A 19,701-nucleotide genomic window follows, 5' to 3' on the forward strand; every position below is an offset into this window, starting at 1 on the left:
TTTTTGTATTGAAATGACATCAAGTTAGAGAATGTGTTGCTTAATCAAGGAATACACATCTTTGGTGGATTTTGTCTCCAAAATTTGTGTGATTAAATTTTGATCTAAAATAACACTCATAATTTTCTCTATCAGTATTTGGCTTTTTGCTTCCTTCATCGCCAATGTCCAAATGAGTTGAACAGGTTTGTTAAATTTGTCGCCAAAATCTACACCCTTATCTAACGTGACAATGCTAAATGAATTAGCGTGTACACCGTCATCTGGACCTGCATGGGAAAGGATCACTCCTGGTGCGACTACCATATAGGGCCCAATGGTTTGTATATTTTCAATGATTTTGTCATGGTAACTCTGTTCAATGTAATTTTGTTCGATCAAAGGTCTTGTCCCCAATTGAATCGCTTCCTGCCAATCTTGAGCACTTGCATGAAGTTGAATCGATGATTCTGAAAAAGCTACTGGAGTAGGGGCTTCCTGAACAGAATGTTTATCAGGATCATGAATTAAGATATTGAGCAAAGCAAACTGTAGTTTGCTTGGATCACGAATGTCGCAAGTTTCATTGATCGCTTCCATAATCTGATTCAATTTGTTGACATCATTGCGTCTTAAAGTTGTGAGATTCAGTGTTAAATGATCCTTTAATAATTCGATTTCTTTTGCTCCTATGAATCTGTCGATTTTGATCAATTTATCATGATCAACATCAGGAATATCAACTGTACTGATAATAAAATCGTAGAATTGAGCTAATTCATTGGTCAGTGAGCGAACAGAAATGGTTTCTACACTATCAATGTCAAATAGATTTTTGATTGAGATAGCTAACATTTTAGAGACAGCAACGCCTTCTACACACACAACCAAAATCTTCGGTTTGTTTCTTTTTTGCGCTTCGATCTTTTGGAGTGAAGAGACAAAATAGATAGCAAGAAAAGAAATTTCGTGATCACTAATTTCCAATGACAATGTTTCTTCCATTGACTTACAAGCCTGTTTCATCAAATGGAAAACTTCCGAATGCTGTTCCACAAATTGTGTAAAAAGCGGATTTTCCAGACTCATCCCTTTGTTAATTCGCTGTACCATTGCATTGATATGAGTTGATAATGACGCCATCAAAGATTGATCTTGTAAAAAATCAACTTTTAACATTTGTGACATTTGCAAACACAGTTGTTTGATCGCTTGATTGAGACTTTCATCCACTGTTTTTTCCGTGCGAATATTACGGAGGGAGTGGATTAGTTCGATCAGTTGTACCAAGAATGCTTCAGTTATTTTTGTTTGATCTATCCATCTTTCGATGATGTTTTTGACTTGAGTGAATTCAACTTGTTTGATCTCAAAGTTTGTGCGTTTTGATTTCGTAAGCTCTTTGGATCCACTTAGCCACTTGATAAGGAAAACAATTAAAATCAAGCAAGAACGATCATCAAATGTCAACTTCAACTCGCTTTCTAGTTGATTCAGCAGTTGCATTGCTAATTGAAGTGACTCGATTTCAAACAAATGGTATAAATACAATTCACCAATTTTTGAGGTGTTTGTTTCTGTTTCTATGAAATTGTAGAACTCTCGAATGCTGATATTTTGAATAAACAGGTTTGCAAATGCAGTTGCTTTACTGATTTCATTTCCATTGATCTGGTAACCAGAACGTGGTGTACTCTTTAATTCCATGCCTTGAAGATACAAATCTAAATCGATTCCTTTTAAATGGCCAAGAACAGTGGAGCGAGAAACATAAAGTTGATCTTCAAAGTAAGCAATTGGCACAGGTTTGTGCTCTATTAGCAGTTTTAGCAATATGAAGCTTCTAAGTTCTTCTTTGGAGTAGTTATATAAATAAGGTGTCGTTCGTTGCTTAAAATCTGCTAAAAAAGAAATGAGCTCCGGATTTTTTTCTAAAAAAACCCCCTTACCTTGGTGTCGAATGAGTGCTTGGAACTGGTTAGCGCTTAAAAATTCTTCGATCTTTTTTAAGCTATATCTAACATTCCGCTCGGATGTTTGAACTTTTTCGGCCAACACTTGGATTTTTGTAAAATCATTTGTATCTAGTAGATAATCAATAATTTGTAAGCTTCGAAGATTCAAGGACACCATAACCACTCCATGATTAGATTTATAAAGATTATGTTGTAACATCCGAGCTCTATTGACAGGGTAACAAAATAAATAGAGCGCTTTCAATGGTTTGAATGTCAATTTTTGTCGCTGGTTTTCGGGGAAATATAACGGTTGGACTAGTAGATGCGTCCTTTGATTTCTTTGTAAAATAATAAAAACTTTATTGTTTATGGGTGGGCAGAAACGTTTTATTCGTATTTATTGTGTTACTTTGATGCAATATCTATAAGAAGGGTGAATGAAATGGGATTAGTAGAGATGAAAGGCATATTACAAAAGGCAGAACAAGGGCAATATGGAGTTGGAGCATTTAGTGTAGCTAACATGGAGATGGTGTTGGGAGCGATTCAAGCAGCAGAAGAGTTACGTTCTCCTCTAATCATACAAATTGCCGAAGTACGTCTGTCGTATTCTCCACTGCATTTAATCGGACCGATGATGGTAGAGGCGGCAAGAGAAGCAACTGTTCCTGTAGCTGTTCATTTTGATCATGGATTAACCAGAGAAAAAATAAAACAGGCATTAGATATTGGTTTTACTTCAGTCATGTTTGATGGATCTCACTTTCCATTAAAGGAAAACATCAAAAGAACCAAGCAAATCGTTGAATTGGTTAAACCATTTGGAGCCACAGTTGAAGCGGAAATTGGACAAGTTGGTGGCAGTGAGGATGGTACAGTAGATACAGAGGTCAGTTTGACAGATATAGAAGAGGCAAAGCAATTTGCTATGGAGACGCAAGTAGATGCACTAGCAATAGCGATTGGAAATGCACATGGTATATATAAAGGAAAACCCTGTTTGCAGTTGGACCATCTGGAAGCGATTCATGAACAAGTAGATCTTCCGCTGGTCTTGCATGGGGGTTCAGGAATCGATCCCCATGATTTTAAAAAATGTATTCAGCATGGGATTCGAAAAATAAATGTCGCTACAGCAACGTTTAACCAAGTGATTCATCAAGTGAACAAAGAAACCCCCTATAGGGATTACTTTTCACATCATCGCGATGTGATAATGGCTACTACAGAAAACGTTAAGCACCATATAAAAATTTTTGGAAGTGATTATAAGGTTTGAATGATATAGAGCAATATGCCGGGGTATTGGAAAATAAATGGGATTCACAGAATCAATAGGTTTGTAAAGGTACCCTTGTAACACATTCAATAGATGAACAATAAACGGTTCATCAAAAGAAGATAGTATTGTTTGTTTTTTGCGATTTGTTTCCTATCATGATATAATTTATTAAGAGTTATCAGGACTTTTTCTATTCAAACTATTAAAGCGACTCGTTAACCGAGTCGCTTTCATTATAAATCGGAGCTGAATGTGATGCAAAAAATAAGACGCTCCCCAGATCCCTTTTTTTATTATGGTGGGAAAACGGGTATCCTACTAATACATGGATTTACTGGTACACCATCTGAGCTAAGACCAATGGGAGATTATTTGCACAAACAAGGTTTTACCGTTTCTGCTCCATTGTTATCAGGTCATGGAACTACCCCTGAGGATTTACAACGAACAAGCTGGCAAGATTGGGTGCAGAGTGTAGAAATGGCATTTGCAGAATTAAAACAAGCAGGTGTAGAAAAACTATATGTAGTAGGTTTCTCGATGGGTGGTATTTTAGGACTATATCAGACCTTGGAGCAACAATCGCTCATCGATGGGGTCGTTTCCATATGTGCTCCTATTAAAGTAAGGGATTTCCGTGCGAATTTTGTACGTTTTATCCATTGGTTTATGCCGTTTTCGCTCAGGGGAGAAGGAAAGCATCCTGATATCGAACAATATTTGGTGCCATATGATCGTACCCCATTGAAAAGCGTGGGGGAATTAAACCGTTTAATCCGCTATGTACGTAAGAGACTGGCACAAATACACATTCCAGCACTCATCATCCAATCAAAAAAGGATGAAACCGTGGCCCCAGGAAGTGCCAATATCATTTACAATCAGATTTCATCCAGTGACAAAACACTAACATGGTATGAAAATTCCTCTCATATCATCACCCTTGATCGAGAGAGAAAAAAGTTATTTCAAGAAGTGGAGCAGTTCATCTTGCGAACTTCTTCTGAAAGGGAGTAATGTGGTTGCCAACCATACAAAAAATATTACAGTTTCTCGAACAGGAAGCGTATAAACCGCTTACTTTTTCTGAAATTGTAGAAATGCTAAACATGAGAGGACAAGAGGAAGAACTTACTTCTCTGTTACAAGAATTAGAATCAAATGGACAAGTCATCAAAACAAAGAATGAACGATATGGAACGCCCGATCGCATGAATTTGATAAAAGGAAAAGTTCAAGGTAATGCGAAAGGCTTTGCCTTTGTGATCGCAGATAAGAGCGATCTAAAAGATATTTATATTCATTCTAGTGATATGAATGGCGCGATGGATGGGGATATTGTACTTGTTCGAGTATTTAATAAAAAGAAACAAGATCGTAGACCAGAAGGCGAAATTACACGAATAGTAAAGCGTGGTCGTTCACAAGTCGTTGGTGTTTTCCGTTCTATCAATGAGCATTTTGGTTTTGTCGTACCGGATGACAGGCGTCTGCCAGCAGATATCTTTATTCCTACAGAACATCGGATGGGAGCAGAGAATGGACAAAAAGTCGTCGTAAAACTGAGTCATTTTCCATCTGATCGAAATAGTGCAGAAGGGGAAATCATTGAGATCATTGGAAATAAAGATGATCCTGGTGTGGATATCGTCTCCATTATTCGTAAACATGGTCTTCCTGAAAAGTTTCCTCCAGAAGTAGAGGAAGAAGCTGAAGCGATCAGTGAAACCATCAGTGACAAAGATTTATTAGGTAGACATGATATTCGTCAGCGTGTCATGGTAACCATTGATGGTGAGGATGCCAAAGACTTAGATGATGCTGTATCCGTTGAGCGTTTGCCAAATGGCAATATACGATTAGGCGTACATATCGCGGACGTAGGGTACTATGTAAAAGAAGGAAGTGCTCTTGACCGTGAAGCATACGAACGTGGATGTAGTGTTTATTTAGTCGATCGAGTTATTCCCATGTTACCCAAAAGACTTTCTAACGGCATATGTAGTTTAAACCCCCAAGTAGATCGATTGACGATGACTTGTGATATGGAAATAGACAAACGCGGCGAAGTAGTAGCCTATGATATCTATCCCTCTGTCATTTGTACAAATGAACGAATGACGTATCGCAATGTCCAAAAAATTTTGGAAGAGCATGATGCAGAGTTAATCGAACGTTATAGATCTCTTGTCCCACACTTTGAATTAATGGCTGAATTAGCAGATCGATTGAGAACCAAACGAATTCGCCGAGGTGCTGTTGACTTTAACTTTACCGAAGCAAAAATCATTGTAGATGAAAATGGTAAACCAGTTGATATTGTTAAGAGGCCAAGATCTGTTGCAGAACGTCTGATCGAGGAATTTATGTTGTCTGCCAATGAAACGGTTGCAGAGCACTATAATCGATTGGAAGTTCCATTTGTTTATCGCATTCATGAAAATCCAGATGCAGAAAAACTGCAATCCTTTTATCAATTTGTTACTACTTTTGGTTATCGGATGAAAGGAAAAGCAGATAAAGTAAAACCACGAGCTTTGCAAGACCTATTGTTAAAAATCAGTGGTAGACCTGAGGAAACAGTCATTAGTACGGTGATGCTTCGTTCGATGAAGCAAGCAAAATATTCTACAGAAAATGCGGGGCATTTTGGTTTAGCAGCAAATTTTTATTCCCATTTCACTTCCCCTATACGTAGATACCCTGACTTGTTAATCCATCGAGTGATGCGTGAACTGTATAACGAAGGGACACTTTCTTCTGAGCGAATGGAGCAATTGCAGTTATTTCTCTCTGATGCTTCAGAGCAGTCATCTGTTCGTGAACGTGTGGCTGTTGATGCAGAGCGCGAAACCGATGATCTCAAACAAGCAGAGTTTATGACAGAGCATGTCGGAGAAGAGTACGAAGGAACGATCAGTGGTGTTACCAGTTTTGGTATTTTTGTTGAATTAGAAAATACTATCGAAGGCTTAGTTCATGTTAGTTTTCTCAATGACGACTATTATCGATATGAAGAGAAATACTACTGTTTGATTGGAGAACGTACTGGTCGTGTCTTGCGAATTGGAGATAAAGTGAAGATCAAAGTAAGTGGTGTCAACATGGAGGAGCGAAAGATTGACTTTGAACTCTTAGAACATACAGCTCAAGATATACCTCTTCCTACTTCTCAAAAAGAGAAGAAAAAGAAAAAGCCTGTCCGGAAGAAACCAACAAATAAAGCAACACCAAGAAAGCCAAAAGCAACGGCAGTCAAAAAAGAAACCAATACAAAAGCGGATGCCCCTGCTGCACCACGCAAGAGACGTAGAAGAAAACCTCGTAAAACAGGGATTAACTAGAACTAGAAAGGGCCTCTCATCGAGAGGCTTTTCTGTATAAGTGATAAACAAAATGGAGGATAGATCAGGATTTGTCAGCTACCTCCAGAAATGAAATGAAAGTAGTGTCTCTTTTGGAGCCTTCTTTCTGGTTTTGAAAACAACAAAGGCATCCTACTCGAAAAGTAGCATGCCTTTGTTGTTTCTTATGTTTATATTTAAATATTATGATCCTTATTTCACTAAGCGACGGTAACCTAGAACAGCACCACCAAGTGCTAGAAGAGCAATACCTGCAAACATACCTGTTGGGTTGGAAGTAGCGGTCTTAGGCATTTTTCCACCTTTTTTGGTATTTTTGATTACTTGTTCTACTGTGTTTTTATCTACAGGTTTTGTAGGTTTGTAATCAGTTGGAGGTGGTTTAATTTCTCCGCCATTATTCCCCTCTCCTGTAACTTCGAGTGTGGAATATTTAACGATAAGCGTTTCTTCTCCATCCACTTTTCCGTCAAAAGCAAGAAGGACAATGTATTTTCCTTTTCCGATTCCAGTAAAGGTATGAGAGAAGCTTGTCCCATTGAAGTTTTCTACTTCTTTCATATCAATAATATCGTCGTTTTCTTCTTTACCAATAGTAATAGACCAGTAGCCTACTGCTTTGGTTGCAGGATTAAGAGTTCCTGTAAATTTATCGTTGTTTCCTACTTGCGCGTACTCAAAGTTGATATCAGGAATAGATTGCGTTCCTTCTACTTTGCTATCTTTTCCATCCACTTTTCCTTCAAATACGATTTTGATATCATGCCCACGTAACTCGCCAGCTTCTTCGAAATCAGATTCTAAATTCAAGTTAAAAGCAACATTGGTTTTTTTGTTCTTTTTTGTATTTGTTTTTTTACCATCTACATAAAAAGTCCAAGTTCCTTCAGCAGCTTTCACATCTTTTAGTTTTGCTTGAATGGTATAAGCTACAGCTGTTTCGCTAACTTGACGATGGATTTCCATTTTTGTTTCGGTAACAGGAGTAGTATTTTCAGTTGAACCGTTATTGTTATTATTTGTTGGTGGTTGTTGTGTTTCGTTGCTAGGTTGTGTAGTTTCTTTTTCTTTCTCTTCTGCAGGTTTTTGTTTTTCATCTCCAGCAGGAACTTCTTCTTTCGTATCTGGTGCAGGTTTGGTTTCAGGAGTCTTTACAGGTTGTTCCAAAGTGGTGGCATTACCTTCCTTTGGATTTTCTTCAGCCTGTACAAGTGTATGTATAGGTGAAAGGGAGAAAATTAAAGCTAATGAGAAAACAGGAGCAAGTAAACGCTTCATTTGTCGTATTTCCTCCTTATAGGAAATAAAATTATATTCTAGACTAGCTAATTATAGTTTTTTGAAATGGGTAAAGCAACTAAAATATCAAAGAAAAGAGTAGGAAATGTTGGTATTTTGTGATGGATTTGTGAAATTACATTCGGGTTACGTAAGATCGGCATCTTATAGGTCGATTATCTGACAAAAATCATGGCTTTTATTTTTCACTTTCAGAAATTCAAACAGGTCTGTTACTTAACTTTTGAGTTCGCTTCAAAGGTGTTGGAATCAAGTGAAAAAACGACTTACACAGTAATTGACAAGCTTGTACAAACGGAAAGACCCAAAGTTCCTCAAGCTTAAGCTTACCTCATATTCCATTGAACAAGTGAACAGTGATATTCGCCCTAGATCAATTTGGTTAGACAAACAACACATGAAGCAGATTAACAGAGTATATGAACATGATGTTAGATGAACCAATTATTCTGAAGAGTAGTTTTTCCTTTATTGCTGGGAACATGAAAGAAGTATTTCCAGAAAACGTGACAGAGAGGTTGTTTGGAACGTTTGTTTAATAGTAAGCGTCAAACTACACCTATTTCCCCTGTAAAAGGAAATAAAAAGAGATCTGGTGATTTTCTTTTTATTACATCCACTCTTTTAGAATAATAGTCGTTTGATTCACTAAACCAGTGAATGGTGACATCCCCTTTGATTGTTTGCTAGTTTGTAATATGTCCAAGTCGAAGTCCCGCTTGTATAGTAAGACTTTTGCTATTAAAATAAAAATTAAGAAAGTCCCAAAAGTAAGTTCTGACACGGAGGTTGAGATGTCCAACAGCGAGCGCGAGCAGGTGCACCCTCTTCTGAGGAAGGTCGAGGTTCCGGTAGAGCTCACTGACGACGAGCTCATGGGCTACGTTCTCTCCGCGGTGAAGGAGTTCATCAAGAAGGAGCTGATCCAGGAGAAGCGGCTTCTCCGATTCGAATCGAAGTCCATCCAGAAGTCTTCGTGGAATGGTGACACTCGTGATGAAGGGATGAAGCTGATCTCGGAGCTGAACTGTCCCCGTCCCGTGTACTACGAGGTGAAGCAGGCTGTCATCGACAAGGTGACGGAGGACACGAAGAAGCTGGATCCGAATGTGACCAATGTCAAGTTCGGATCCAACTTCGAGAACACGTTCGAGGCCGTTCTGGCCAAGGCGTTCGGTCAGGTGACCCACGAGGCGTTCATTCAGGCTTTCGCGTCCTGACTCTCCCTCCCATCATCCATCCTCTGTGTGATTCGTCGCATGGGAATGGGTAAAAATCAGACTGCTGACTCACAAAGCAACACGTGATCAGCGGTCTGACTGCTTTTTTGAACTGTTTATGATCCATTCTAATTATGAAAATCTATTCATATTGATTATCTCTGCTAATCTAATTCATCGCTTCTTAATCACCTATTACTAGGATTTTATTATCCAACTTGTAAGAAAGGAAAATCCCTGTTAAATGACAATAAGGGATTTTTCCTCTTTATGTGGTGATCTCCCCACCTTAATAATTAAAATCGAAGGTCTTTTATACCACTTAAATTAATTTCATACCTAGCATAGATTTTAGTTGTGTTTTCACCTGTTAATTCACTTTCTTTGTAACCTAGTAGAGAAGCTACTTGTAATACTTGTTCCTTTGATTCCGCTTCAATTTCCAGATAGGGAGGGATCATTGGCCAGTGATCAATTTCAAGCTGTGCATTGTTCAAAATAAAACTTGTTCGTTGATTTTCTTGATATGCTGTTGGAGTAAATCCCATAAGTAAAAGCAAATCGTTTGTTTTTTCAAAATCCTCTACCTTGATTTCTTCTTCTTCTGTTCCGCTAATTCCATCATTATGAATTTTTTTTACTGTTAACGTAATTTGCTTTCCGTCATCTCGAAGACGAATCCAATGACCTCTTCGTTCAGGGTTAATATTGTATACGTAACGTTTCATTCGTACACTACCAACTTTTGTTCCACCTAATTTAACAATCTTCTTTTCTATTTCCTCTGGGTTTACCTCAATTACTTTTGCTTCAAATTCAATGGACATTTGATATCACTCCGCTTATAAATTTCGGTTATTCGGTGAAACTCATTATTTTGAAATCTTACAATTTCCTTTGCGAGACTACTCTTCAGAAATTCATCTACTGGTTTACATAAATCCATCCGTTGTATGCAAACACCTATTTGATAATTTCCTTTATGATCCTTGTACAATCTAAGTCCATAAAAACCTTCATGACAATCTGTATCGTTATTAAATTGACAAGATTTACAGGTTTCTGGGAGACGGACATTTCTCAACTTTTTATACCAAATTCGTCTTTTGTCTTTGAACTCATACTCGAATCTTTCATCCGATACGCCTGCTGTAATGCTATAAGTTACCAGTTCTGCTCCAAATTCATGAAATAGTTCACGTATGGACTCAGTAGCTTCTTTTCTTATTTCCAACGATCTCATTATCCTTATACTGATTTGGGATGGGAAATCAGATAAAAGATTACGAATACGATTAATATGTGAAGAATCTAGGATTACTATATTTACAGAAACCTTGATACCGTTTTCAATAGCACAAATCATAGATTTCTTCAAGGATTTAATTTTTGCTTCTCCCCAAGAAGGATTTTTACATGTCGTATTTTGAACTAACATAAGTTCTTCGCCAGTTGTTCCAAATACAGAAAAATTTATTTTACCTAATCCCTCTTTCGCAACAGCTGGTATTATTTTTTCTCCGTTTTCCCCATTGGAAGTCATTCCAACATTCAATCCAAATGATTTTATTTTTCTAACTAATTCAGGCAAACAAGGATGTAGAGTGGGTTCTCCACCTGTTAAGTGTATTTCATCAAAATTGAATTTCTCCTGTAACTTTTCGAGAGTTAACATAAATTTCCCATCAGGCATGATCAAAGTGGGAAGGAAAGAAACTCCGTTTGTTTGTGCGTATATAGATGTCCTGCCGGATTTGCCTTGTGTGTTCCAGTTGCTAGAATAATTATGAATATTGTCAACAGCAACAGGAGTGCCTTCGTTATGACAAAAAGTACATGTCATACCACAAGAATCAAGGATTTTAATTCTAAGTGTTCGATCTTTGGTGACATACTTTGGAATATCTTTTCTACAGGTCATGTTCTGGAACCTCCATCGGATCGAAAGATGTTCCTTGAATGTAGGTGGAACCATCGCCCATATTGATTATCTTTGCATCTAAAAGAGTTAATTCTATGTTGTTATTGTCCATTGTTGTCAATTTCAATTTCGAGACCTTTTTTGATATCTGAGGTTTTAAAAATCGGTTTTCGTCAAAGTAATATTCTATCCTGGATTCATTAGGGGTAGTGGCTAATTTTGACTGATCATAGAAACGATATCGCGGGGTAGAACTGCGAAGATACTCCACAAATTCAGTTACTGCGTTGGAACTTCCTTCCACAATAAGACGCAAAGACATAGAAAACAACTCCTTTGAAAAATTAGAATATTCTCTCGTTATTAATATATATCTATATCAATAATAGTGCAACTGCCTGTTTCAATTTGTGGAATTTAGTGTACTATATTGGTATAAAACAAATAATCAGAATCAACTATGAAGGGAGGTAAACATGATGGCTAAAACAAAGTGGACAGAAATATTTGAAGTACTAAAAGAACGGATCGAAACGGAAATATATGCACCTAGTCAAAATTTCCCAACAAACTTAGAGTTAAGTAAAGAATTTAATGCTCATCCAATGACTATTCAATCTGCTGTGAATGCTCTAATACGTGAAGGATTGGTTATTTCTTCAAGTACAAGAAACCCTCGGAAAGTACGTCCAAAATTACCACACAAAAGTACAAGAAAGAGTTTCTCTAGAGATTCAGCAGGAAAGAAGTTTCATAAAAATCTGCTTGAATTACGGATTATAACAGAAAAAAAAGATATTCCAGCTGAAGTTTCAGCCGAGATCGAAGCTCCTGTTTTATATTATTGCCACGAACAATGGTTGGAAGATAAACTTGCCGCTGTGTCTCGTTCTTACATGCCAAACTATATCAATCTACCAGAACTTGAAGGAAGAATTAAAGAAAAAGGATCAGGACTATACCGATCCATGCGTGCAATGGGTTTTAAACCAAAGTATATCGATGAAACATTACGAGCTACATTACCTACAGAGCAAGATATAAAAGATTTGAAGTTAGAAGATGATCCTCAAAAGGAAAAGGTAGTGATCATGAATATTTTGCGGAAAGTATTCAATGATGATGGCAGGCTACTTGAATATTGCTTGCTAACAGATCGAGCAGATGTTTATGATTTCAACTATCAGTTCACAATGGATTGATAGTTTTTAGCATATGAGCATCTAGCATGTTACCCAAAGAAAAACTGGTATATCAATTGCCTTTACTGGTATGTATTGTTTTTAATCTATCTCTCCTTTGGAGGGATTTTTTGTATTTATCCAATTTACCAATTTGTTAATTGACTAAAAAGATAATTTCATTATTCAATAAGGTTGTAAAACCAAAATATAGAGAAGTAATCACGAATGACACACACTGAAATGGAAGTTCTGTTGGCAGGTCTTAAAGAATTAAAACAAGATTATCACAGAATTGAAGAGGTGGAGTTGTTCTGGCTGGACAACGTTGAGTACCTGACAAAACATTTGGAGCAAGGTGAACTGTCTGGCGAATCCTTGAAGCTATTCAAAGACCTTAGAGAAGTGACAAGTCCAGCTTGGGAAACTGTGGCTATTCTTTTTGATCGTTTGGAAGTTGCTCAAATAGAAATTGAAAATTGGTTGAATGAAGAGTTTTTGAAATATGGGAGTAAGACTAAAATTAAAGAAAATGCTTGAAACAAGAGGAATCATGCAGAAAGAATTGTCTCAAATGACTGGTATTCAAGAAAGCACACTGAGTTTTCTTGCTAGAAACAGACGAGACAAGATAAACACAGAACTTCTCTCGAAGATAATGAAAGCATTAAATATTACTAGCTTTGATGAAATCTTAGAGTTGGAAGATTGACAGTAGTAATGTGCGCATAGTACACTGAATACTGAGTGGAAAATATGAGTAAAGCTCACAATTTAGTATTCCTTTCATACTACTATGTTTATATGGGGTATTAGCTCAGCTGGGAGAGCGCTACACTGGCAGTGTAGAGGTCAGCGGTTCGATCCCGCTATACTCCACCACCCAAACCTCTTGTATATCAAGGGGTTTTGCTATGTTCAGAGGTTAGTATTAGGTGCTAAAAAGAGGAAATTGACAACGTACTGGGGTCAACGAGGCCATTATAATGTATGGAATAGACGATTTATTTAGAAATGTTTATTTTTTATGGGATTTCATCTTTCAGACATAGTTGGTATTCCTAATAAATATCCCGATACCTTTTGTCCGGGATTTCTTTAATTATAGGAAAGTATGACTCCTTAAGGTTATTCATACGCAGTTCGGCGTGACCCCTTCTAATAGGAGAAATCACGCCGGGAAGTTCAATTCCTCAAATCACGAGACCCACGATCTTCAGAATGATCCATGAGATGATGGCGATCAGCATGATCCACTTGTCCATCTGCACGTTCTGGTTCTGAGGCTTCAAGTCGAGGTCGAAGTAGTAGTTCATCATCACATCGGGCATACGGTGGGGATTTTTTAGTCGTCGTAAGACATATACCCATATAGTTTAGATTGTTTTCTAGAAAAGTTTCTAGAAAATGAGAGATGATGTTATGAAAGGTGTGTTTTTTCTGGACTCTCCCTATTGTAACGAAAGGCTCTCTATGTCCAGTTGTTCATATAATTGGCTTTCTTTGAGCATTTTCATAAATTTTGAGAAGGCGTTTGTAACTAAACTATCTTTATGACGGATTAGATATGTTCTTGATAGACCGTATTCTCGTGGGAGGGTAAACGATTGTAATTTTCCGTCTTTTAGAAACGATTGAACAGCAGACTTTGGGACAAGTGAGGAACCAAGCCCAGCTATAACCCCTCTTAGTATTGCCTCCATTTGATTGAATTCCATGTAACGAATGGAAGTAATTCCGTTCAAATTTAACCAATTCTCCAATCTCTCACGATGGAGACATCCTTTGGTATTCATAAGAAAGGGCTGCTTACATATGTCTTTGAGGTCTTCATTTGCTGGGTTCGTAATCAATAAGAGTTCATCTTCATGAACAAGTTCTTCCACAATACGATCATCTTTCACTGAAGATGCGACAAATGCACAATCCAGTTGAAAATGGTTTATCTTATCTATGAGAACTGTCGATACTTCTGTCTCAAGCGAGAGCTCCACCTGAGGATAGGTGGCGTGATAGTCTACTAAAATATTTGGGAGATGAAAAGCAGAGACTGTGTAATATGCTCCAATCGCTAGTCGACCTGCTGGGTTTAGATCGTCATTTAATGCTTTATGTGCTTCGTCTAGTAATTGTAAAATCCTTTCGGCATAGTCCAATAGTTTCTCTCCTGCTGGTGTCAACAACATTCCGCGTTTTCGGTAGAAAAGCGTAGTAGTTAACTCTTTCTCCAGTTGTTGCATTCGAGTAGTTACATTTGATTGGACATAGCCCAGTGATTGTGCGGCTTTGGTAATACTTCCTTCATGTGCAACAGCACGAAAAATTCGTAAATCATTGTTCTCCAAAGTTCTCCTCCTTTCAATTGAATCACTAAAAGTGAATCTTTATATTATTTATATTCATTTTACATGATAATTGAGCAGTTGTATATTGGCTATAGATATTTGAAAAGCCACAGGAGGAAGCCCTATGTCAGCTGTAAAACCTAATAAATGGGTAATATTATCTGTCATTACCTTTGTTTCTTTTATTTCGAACTTAGATGCAACGATTGTGGTAATTGGTCTACAGCCTATCGTAAAAGATTTGCAAATTCCAATTGCCACTGGCATGTGGACAATTACTGCCTTTTTCATCACAAATACCGTATTTTTACTTCCATCGGGGCGATGGTCAGACATGTTTGGTACCAAACGTATTTTTTTATGGGGATTTGCCTTGTTTACCTTTGCCACTGTACTTTGTGGATTTGCAAATTCCGGTTCAACGTTAATTGCTGCTCGCCTTTTTCAAGGGATTGGTGCGGCAATGGCAATGGCGACAACAACCCCAATCCTTATGCGGACATTTCCACCAAATCAGCTTGGATTTGCTTTAGGTATCAACAATCTTTCTTGGGTGACAGGATCGCTCATTGGACCAGTACTTGGTGGTGTATTGATAGGGGAATTTGGATGGCGTTCCATTTTCTTTGTAATCGTACCTTTTGGGATTATCAGCTTGATTGCTGCCATGTTTGTACTGGAGGATTCGCCAACAGGTGAGAGGGAGAAGACCGATTGGCTTGGTATCATGACCTTCGGATCTGGATTGGTTGCCTTTCTTGTTGCTTTGTCAGAGGGGGCGACATGGGGCTGGACATCGGTAAGAACAACGGTGTTATTTGCAGCTACGATAATTTTTTGGGCTCTTTTTGGATACATTGAACGAAAGATTCGGCATCCTTTGTTTCATTTAAGTCTCTTAAGCAATCGAAAATATACCATTGGTCTTGGGATAACGATGAGTTACTGTATTGGTTATTTCTCTGTCACTATCTTGCTTACCTTGTACTTACAAGGAGCACAACATCTTAGTGCATTGGAGACAGGGTTATTATTAATACCGTTATCTGTGCCTCAATTATTTACAGGTCCCATAGGAGGTAAACTGGCTGACCGTTTTGGTACAGTGAACATGATTCTATTAGGGTCATTCCTGATTGGAATTTCTCTTTTGTTACTTGGACAACTTGGTACTCAGTTATCGAATATGGCTGTCATTGTCCCACTTTTGATTATATCTGCTGCGACGGGGCTTTCATGGCCATCTCTTGCCAAAGCGGTATTGTCGGCTGCTCCTTCGGAACAAGCAGGCTCCGCTTCTGGTATGTTTTGGACTATCTACAACATGTGTAGAGCGATAAGCCAAGCACTTGCACTCTTGATTGTTCAATTAGGAAGTACATCGATAAATGTTACGAAAATGTTTTCCGAACCAGAAGCAATATTGGATGCGAATTCTAAGAGTGTATTCATTAACAGTACAAATATGGGTTTTCGCTTTTTCGCTGCATTCCTTGCTATTTCACTGATATTAGGATTATTTTTGATGAGAATTCAACAAAAAAAACATCTTATTGACGAGATTCCGAATGCTGAAAAGTCTGGATGAGTGTTTTATTCAAAAGCCAGTTGCATTAAATTCCCATAATTAAGAGTAAGAGTTGGACAAGAATTGGTTTGTTGGATTAGTTAAACAAGAGGAAAAGCCCATGCTACCTTCTAAGCCTGCTGGTGTATATGTGAGAATTTCGTTTAATGGAAAAGCAGTTCGCCGTATTTTCTATTGAAAAAATGGGGAATAGAATGACAAGAAAGAATTGAGACTCCACACGACTAAAGTCGTGGGATTCCTAGGTAGTTAGCGCACTCACTCCATTTCTGCTTTGTGCAGCTCCCAAGTTCATGGCTGTCTCATCAGCCCATCCCATGCAGTTAGAAGTGTACTCACATGGGCGGAACGCCTGTCACCAGCGTTCTAGTCCTCTTCCTGCCTCTAATGGTTTTATTCGGTAGGAGACAGATCCATTTGCTACCGAAACCCTATACCATTATATTTTCAAAGAACAAACCTACTAGCTGTAGGATGATCACCGATCGTGTGTTCTACTTTGCAAAATATTCGTTTCTCTTGCAACCCCTTTTTTTGGGGTTTGGAGCAACGCCGACTGAAAGCCCACGATTCAAACCGTGGGCTTTCAGTCGGCAAAAGTCTGTAAGATAAAATTTCTTTGTTTTGAGTAATCAATGTTTTCAAAATAGCGAATCCATATCATAGGATTCTTTGTGACTTCAGGGTAAGGTTTCTTTCCGATTAGTTGCATGGACACCTTTCCAGATGGACCGTTGGCGGCAGCACACTGTCTGGCCTTTCCCATTATTGCGGGGATGATCGGGGGAAAGCGTCGTTCGCTCCAACGAATTCGATTGAAATGCACGTGATCCGCTTTGTGTAATTCCTATATTTCCTCAAGAATGACCCTCTACTCAACTCATTTCAAGAAAAAATAAATCAGACTATTGACACCTCCATCTACTTAGTATTATTATGTAGAAGTAATAAGTTATACGGAGTAGGGAGGATGCCCATTATGGAAAATTTGACCGAGATGTTAAAAGGGGTTCTGGAAGGTTGTGTCCTAGAAATTATCGACCGTAAAGAAACGTATGGCTATGAGATCGTGAGAAGACTGAATTCCCTTGGCTTTGCAGATGTTGTCGAAGGAACAGTATATACCATTTTACTGCGGCTAGAAAAGAACAAGCTAGTCGACATTCAGAAGAAGCCTTCCGAAATCGGACCGCCCCGAAAGTTCTACACACTGAATAATGCGGGACGAAAGCAACTCCAAACCTTTTGGCGTAAATGGGATTTTATCGCATCAAAAATAAATGAATTAAAAATGAAAGGAGAATCATGATGGAAAATATTTTTTCGATTTTAACAGGAGTGAATTGGAAACAAGACAAAGCGGAATATAAAAGGTACAAACAACGGATTCATGCTCTACCAAAAGATTATCAAATCGTGATGAAAGAGATGGAGAATATCCTTTATACTTATTCATCCGACACGGACTCTACCATGGTCATCTATGAAGCGTTACAAGATGTACTAGAATTGTTTGAAACCAATGCACAAGAGGGAAAGGATGTGCTGGATGTAGTGGGTCAGGATGTGGGTGGTTTTTGCGATGATTTGTTACATGAGCTTCAGATTCCAACCTGGACGGGACAAAAAAAGGCACAATTGAACCAAACCATACGTGAAAAGCTAGGGAAAGGAGAATAACGAAAGCAAAAAAACTTCAACCCTTTTAGAAAAAATAAATCTAACTATTGACATGGCCATCTACTTAGTATTATTATGTAGAAGTACTAAGTTGTACAGAGTAGTAAGAGTGCTCCAATTTTGGGAAATTTGACCGTGATACGAAAGGGGATTTGGCGGGGTTGAGTTCTCGAAATCATCAACCGCAAGGAAATGTATGGTTACGAGACCATGAGAAAGTTGAATTTGCTTGGCATAAGTGAGATTTTATCGCATCAAAAATAAATGAATGAATGGAGAATCAGAATGGGATATAATATTTTGTCAATTTTAAAAAGATGGAAACAAGAAAAAGCGGAATATAGAGAGTACAAAAAACGAATTGATGCTCTGCCAAAGGATTATCAGATCGTGATGAATGAGATTGAGAATTTCTTATGGAATTATGCATCGGGCCATGATGCTGCTTTAATCATGTTTAAAGCGTTACAAGATGTACTGGAATTTTTTGAATCAAACGCACAAGAGGGATTGGATGTGCTGGATGTAGTGGGTCAGGATGTGGGCGGTTTTTGTGATGATCTGTTACATGAGCTGGAGGGACAAACCTGGACCGGAAAAAGAAAAGAACAATTGAGCGAAAGCATTCGTAAAAAGTTAGGGAAAGGAGAATAACACGCAATAGAGAGCGTCCAATAGAGCTCCATGAAGTTTTTTACCGGATGGGATTGTTATTACTTACAGAAGAATAATAGTTTGGAAGTAATGAAATCGAGAATAAACGCCCGATTAGCACTGGGGTGCCTATTTTTGTTACTATGAGATTCTAAATATTAGGATTTACATACCTATCCACCTACTTTGCGCATGATGTCAATTTCGCTGGTACTGCTTATTTTATGAACTTAAGTGATGCTCTGGCAAACATATAAAAGATGTGACATAGGCACATTCGAATAAAAACCAACCATTCATAATCTGAACCTCAAAAGTTCAATACATAGATGGTTGGTTTTTATTCTTCTAAAAGATTGAAAGACAATCTTGGATAGGCAGTTAAAATAGTTGGTGGTGTGGATGATCAAGAGACCATCCACACCCTTGAACAAAAGATAGTGGGAGCGGATTTTGGATACACCCGATTCTTGTTTCATTTGGTTAAAGTGCCTGCGTACATTTCATGGGGAAGCTGTATTCAAGACTGGTTTAGCTGCGAATGCTCATCTATTCTTGGGCACAAGTCTTGCTAGGTCTCTGTTCTCCTAGTCTCATCTTGTTTGCCTGTAGCATCCTTTGTGTTCTGATGAGCAATCACAGAAGTCATGTACATTCGGGGTTGGATCAGCGGAGTTGTTTTGTGAATTTGCTCATCTGAGTTAATAATTGAAATTATTTAGGGATATCAGCCGATACTATTATTTTATTTTTGAATATATAGAAAATGTATAAGTACTTTGATGTGAGGTGATTAGAAATACAAAAGAAAAGACAGTCCAAAGTGGAAAATCAAGTTTATTCAAATAGAGTGCTTCGTTCTGAATTTGATAAAAATTGGAAAACCAGACTAACAAGTAATGGATATGTAAAATACATTGCTACTGCAAATAGTGCCAAAGTAATTGTTTTGTTGGCTGGGGGAGTTCAAAAACTACTTATTTTTCCAAAAAATGGAAGAGTTTTAGTGGGAGGTGGAGGAACAAGTCATTATAGTAAACCACATAAAGCCGTATCAGTTTAAAGAAAATATGGAAAAACCGAAAATAATCTTTCATATTCATAAAAAGTTATTTTGACCGCCAAATGACCACGCACTGTGGTCAATGAAGGCGAATTTGATTTCCACTATTTCGTTCGGAATTTGGTTGTGTTGAGAGGTTATTCCGTTGTGTGTAGTGTATCACTAG

At 37.9% G+C, this 19,701-nt stretch carries 20 protein-coding genes and 1 tRNA gene; 14 read left to right on the forward strand and 7 right to left on the reverse strand.

The window, feature by feature from the left end:
• Positions 1–24: 24 nt before the first annotated feature.
• Entirely contained in the window at positions 25–2,109 is a 2,085-nt protein-coding gene (locus A3GQ_RS0116260; protein ID WP_028777963.1) for a BglG family transcription antiterminator, read from the reverse strand.
• A 270-nt stretch (positions 2,110–2,379) separates the two neighbouring features.
• Here A3GQ_RS0116260 and A3GQ_RS0116265 point away from each other — a divergent pair, with 270 nt between their 5' ends.
• The 3 genes from A3GQ_RS0116265 to rnr all read left to right on the forward strand — a co-directional run bounded on the left by A3GQ_RS0116265 (position 2,380) and on the right by rnr (position 6,563).
• Entirely contained in the window at positions 2,380–3,216 is an 837-nt protein-coding gene (locus tag A3GQ_RS0116265) for a class II fructose-bisphosphate aldolase (RefSeq protein ID WP_028777964.1), read from the forward strand.
• A gap of 258 nt (positions 3,217–3,474) precedes the next feature.
• On the forward strand, positions 3,475–4,236 hold the full coding sequence (locus tag A3GQ_RS0116270; RefSeq protein WP_028777965.1) for an alpha/beta hydrolase: 762 nt from the start codon (positions 3,475–3,477) through the stop codon (positions 4,234–4,236).
• Positions 4,237–4,241: 5 nt separating this feature from the next.
• A complete protein-coding gene (gene rnr, locus A3GQ_RS0116275; RefSeq protein WP_028777966.1) occupies positions 4,242–6,563 on the forward strand; it encodes a ribonuclease R in 2,322 nt (773 codons plus the stop codon).
• 213 nt (positions 6,564–6,776) lie between these two features.
• Here the strand turns inward: rnr and A3GQ_RS0116280 are convergent, their stop codons facing one another.
• Positions 6,777–7,862, reverse strand: coding sequence for an LPXTG cell wall anchor domain-containing protein (locus tag A3GQ_RS0116280; RefSeq protein ID WP_028777967.1), 1,086 nt, complete (start codon positions 7,860–7,862; stop codon positions 6,777–6,779).
• 815 nt (positions 7,863–8,677) lie between these two features.
• Here A3GQ_RS0116280 and A3GQ_RS0116290 point away from each other — a divergent pair.
• Positions 8,678–9,103, forward strand: a complete 426-nt coding sequence (locus A3GQ_RS0116290; protein WP_156877778.1) for a hypothetical protein — start codon at positions 8,678–8,680, stop codon at positions 9,101–9,103.
• A 296-nt stretch (positions 9,104–9,399) separates the two neighbouring features.
• Here the strand turns inward: A3GQ_RS0116290 and A3GQ_RS0116295 are convergent, their stop codons facing one another.
• From A3GQ_RS0116295 to A3GQ_RS27755, 3 genes are read right to left on the reverse strand one after another with little or no spacing between them, the layout of a single operon-like run.
• Complete coding sequence (locus tag A3GQ_RS0116295; protein WP_028777969.1) at positions 9,400–9,930, reverse strand: class IV adenylate cyclase; 531 nt, start codon at positions 9,928–9,930, stop codon at positions 9,400–9,402.
• Positions 9,903–11,024, reverse strand: coding sequence for a radical SAM protein (locus A3GQ_RS0116300; protein WP_028777970.1), 1,122 nt, complete (start codon positions 11,022–11,024; stop codon positions 9,903–9,905). Before A3GQ_RS0116300 ends, A3GQ_RS0116295 begins: the two co-directional genes overlap by 28 nt.
• On the reverse strand, positions 11,014–11,346 hold the full coding sequence (locus A3GQ_RS27755; protein ID WP_028777971.1) for a hypothetical protein: 333 nt from the start codon (positions 11,344–11,346) through the stop codon (positions 11,014–11,016). The genes A3GQ_RS0116300 and A3GQ_RS27755 overlap by 11 nt, the downstream gene beginning before the upstream one ends.
• A gap of 157 nt (positions 11,347–11,503) precedes the next feature.
• Between A3GQ_RS27755 and A3GQ_RS0116310 the strand changes: the two genes are divergently transcribed.
• From A3GQ_RS0116310 to A3GQ_RS0116325, 4 genes are all read left to right on the forward strand, one after another.
• Positions 11,504–12,226, forward strand: a complete 723-nt coding sequence (locus A3GQ_RS0116310; RefSeq protein WP_028777972.1) for a GntR family transcriptional regulator — start codon at positions 11,504–11,506, stop codon at positions 12,224–12,226.
• Positions 12,227–12,433: 207 nt separating this feature from the next.
• Entirely contained in the window at positions 12,434–12,745 is a 312-nt protein-coding gene (locus A3GQ_RS0116315; protein WP_028777973.1) for a hypothetical protein, read from the forward strand.
• A gap of 13 nt (positions 12,746–12,758) precedes the next feature.
• Positions 12,759–12,917, forward strand: coding sequence for a helix-turn-helix domain-containing protein (locus tag A3GQ_RS0116320; RefSeq protein WP_169818306.1), 159 nt, complete (start codon positions 12,759–12,761; stop codon positions 12,915–12,917).
• Between the two features lie 94 nt (positions 12,918–13,011).
• Positions 13,012–13,087, forward strand: a tRNA-Ala gene (locus A3GQ_RS0116325).
• 303 nt (positions 13,088–13,390) lie between these two features.
• On the opposite strand, the gene A3GQ_RS0116330 is transcribed toward A3GQ_RS0116325, so the two are convergent.
• Positions 13,391–13,576: a hypothetical protein gene (locus A3GQ_RS0116330; protein WP_028777975.1), complete on the reverse strand. Its 186-nt coding sequence runs from the start codon at positions 13,574–13,576 to the stop codon at positions 13,391–13,393.
• 80 nt (positions 13,577–13,656) lie between these two features.
• Positions 13,657–14,550: a LysR family transcriptional regulator gene (locus tag A3GQ_RS0116335; protein ID WP_028777976.1), complete on the reverse strand. Its 894-nt coding sequence runs from the start codon at positions 14,548–14,550 to the stop codon at positions 13,657–13,659.
• A gap of 124 nt (positions 14,551–14,674) precedes the next feature.
• Here A3GQ_RS0116335 and A3GQ_RS0116340 point away from each other — a divergent pair, with 124 nt between their 5' ends.
• From A3GQ_RS0116340 to A3GQ_RS0116370, 6 genes are all read left to right on the forward strand, one after another.
• Positions 14,675–16,138, forward strand: a complete 1,464-nt coding sequence (locus tag A3GQ_RS0116340; protein ID WP_028777977.1) for an MFS transporter — start codon at positions 14,675–14,677, stop codon at positions 16,136–16,138.
• A gap of 52 nt (positions 16,139–16,190) precedes the next feature.
• Entirely contained in the window at positions 16,191–16,316 is a 126-nt protein-coding gene (locus A3GQ_RS28260; protein ID WP_281170842.1) for a hypothetical protein, read from the forward strand.
• 801 nt (positions 16,317–17,117) lie between these two features.
• Positions 17,118–17,447, forward strand: coding sequence for a PadR family transcriptional regulator (locus A3GQ_RS0116355; RefSeq protein WP_028777979.1), 330 nt, complete (start codon positions 17,118–17,120; stop codon positions 17,445–17,447).
• Positions 17,447–17,818 (forward strand): DUF1048 domain-containing protein, encoded by a 372-nt coding sequence (locus A3GQ_RS0116360; RefSeq protein WP_028777980.1) that lies wholly within the window; start codon positions 17,447–17,449, stop codon positions 17,816–17,818. Before A3GQ_RS0116355 ends, A3GQ_RS0116360 begins: the two co-directional genes overlap by 1 nt.
• 285 nt (positions 17,819–18,103) lie before the next feature.
• On the forward strand, positions 18,104–18,472 hold the full coding sequence (locus A3GQ_RS0116365; RefSeq protein WP_051271936.1) for a DUF1048 domain-containing protein: 369 nt from the start codon (positions 18,104–18,106) through the stop codon (positions 18,470–18,472).
• Positions 18,473–19,271: 799 nt separating this feature from the next.
• Positions 19,272–19,535 carry a hypothetical protein gene (locus tag A3GQ_RS0116370; protein WP_028777982.1) on the forward strand — a complete coding sequence of 88 codons (264 nt, stop codon included), beginning with the start codon at positions 19,272–19,274 and terminating at the stop codon, positions 19,533–19,535.
• The last annotated feature ends 166 nt before the right edge of the window (positions 19,536–19,701 follow it).

It is taken from the genome of Shimazuella kribbensis DSM 45090, assembly GCF_000428065.1.
GTDB lineage: Bacteria > Bacillota > Bacilli > Thermoactinomycetales > Thermoactinomycetaceae > Shimazuella > Shimazuella kribbensis.

Coding starts and splice junctions, on each gene's coding strand:
- A3GQ_RS0116330 (WP_028777975.1), bottom strand. CDS start 13,576: ATGGGTATATGTCTTACGACGACTAAAAAATCCCCACCGTATGCCCGA.
- A3GQ_RS0116320 (WP_169818306.1), top strand. CDS start 12,759: ATGCAGAAAGAATTGTCTCAAATGACTGGTATTCAAGAAAGCACACTG.
- A3GQ_RS0116340 (WP_028777977.1), top strand. CDS start 14,675: ATGTCAGCTGTAAAACCTAATAAATGGGTAATATTATCTGTCATTACC.
- A3GQ_RS0116315 (WP_028777973.1), top strand. CDS start 12,434: ATGACACACACTGAAATGGAAGTTCTGTTGGCAGGTCTTAAAGAATTA.
- A3GQ_RS0116360 (WP_028777980.1), top strand. CDS start 17,447: ATGGAAAATATTTTTTCGATTTTAACAGGAGTGAATTGGAAACAAGAC.
- A3GQ_RS0116310 (WP_028777972.1), top strand. CDS start 11,504: ATGGCTAAAACAAAGTGGACAGAAATATTTGAAGTACTAAAAGAACGG.
- A3GQ_RS0116355 (WP_028777979.1), top strand. CDS start 17,118: ATGGAAAATTTGACCGAGATGTTAAAAGGGGTTCTGGAAGGTTGTGTC.
- A3GQ_RS0116280 (WP_028777967.1), bottom strand. CDS start 7,862: ATGAAGCGTTTACTTGCTCCTGTTTTCTCATTAGCTTTAATTTTCTCC.
- A3GQ_RS0116290 (WP_156877778.1), top strand. CDS start 8,678: ATGTCCAACAGCGAGCGCGAGCAGGTGCACCCTCTTCTGAGGAAGGTC.
- A3GQ_RS0116300 (WP_028777970.1), bottom strand. CDS start 11,024: ATGACCTGTAGAAAAGATATTCCAAAGTATGTCACCAAAGATCGAACA.
- A3GQ_RS0116270 (WP_028777965.1), top strand. CDS start 3,475: ATGCAAAAAATAAGACGCTCCCCAGATCCCTTTTTTTATTATGGTGGG.
- A3GQ_RS0116365 (WP_051271936.1), top strand. CDS start 18,104: ATGGGATATAATATTTTGTCAATTTTAAAAAGATGGAAACAAGAAAAA.
- A3GQ_RS27755 (WP_028777971.1), bottom strand. CDS start 11,346: ATGTCTTTGCGTCTTATTGTGGAAGGAAGTTCCAACGCAGTAACTGAA.
- A3GQ_RS0116295 (WP_028777969.1), bottom strand. CDS start 9,930: ATGTCCATTGAATTTGAAGCAAAAGTAATTGAGGTAAACCCAGAGGAA.
- A3GQ_RS0116265 (WP_028777964.1), top strand. CDS start 2,380: ATGGGATTAGTAGAGATGAAAGGCATATTACAAAAGGCAGAACAAGGG.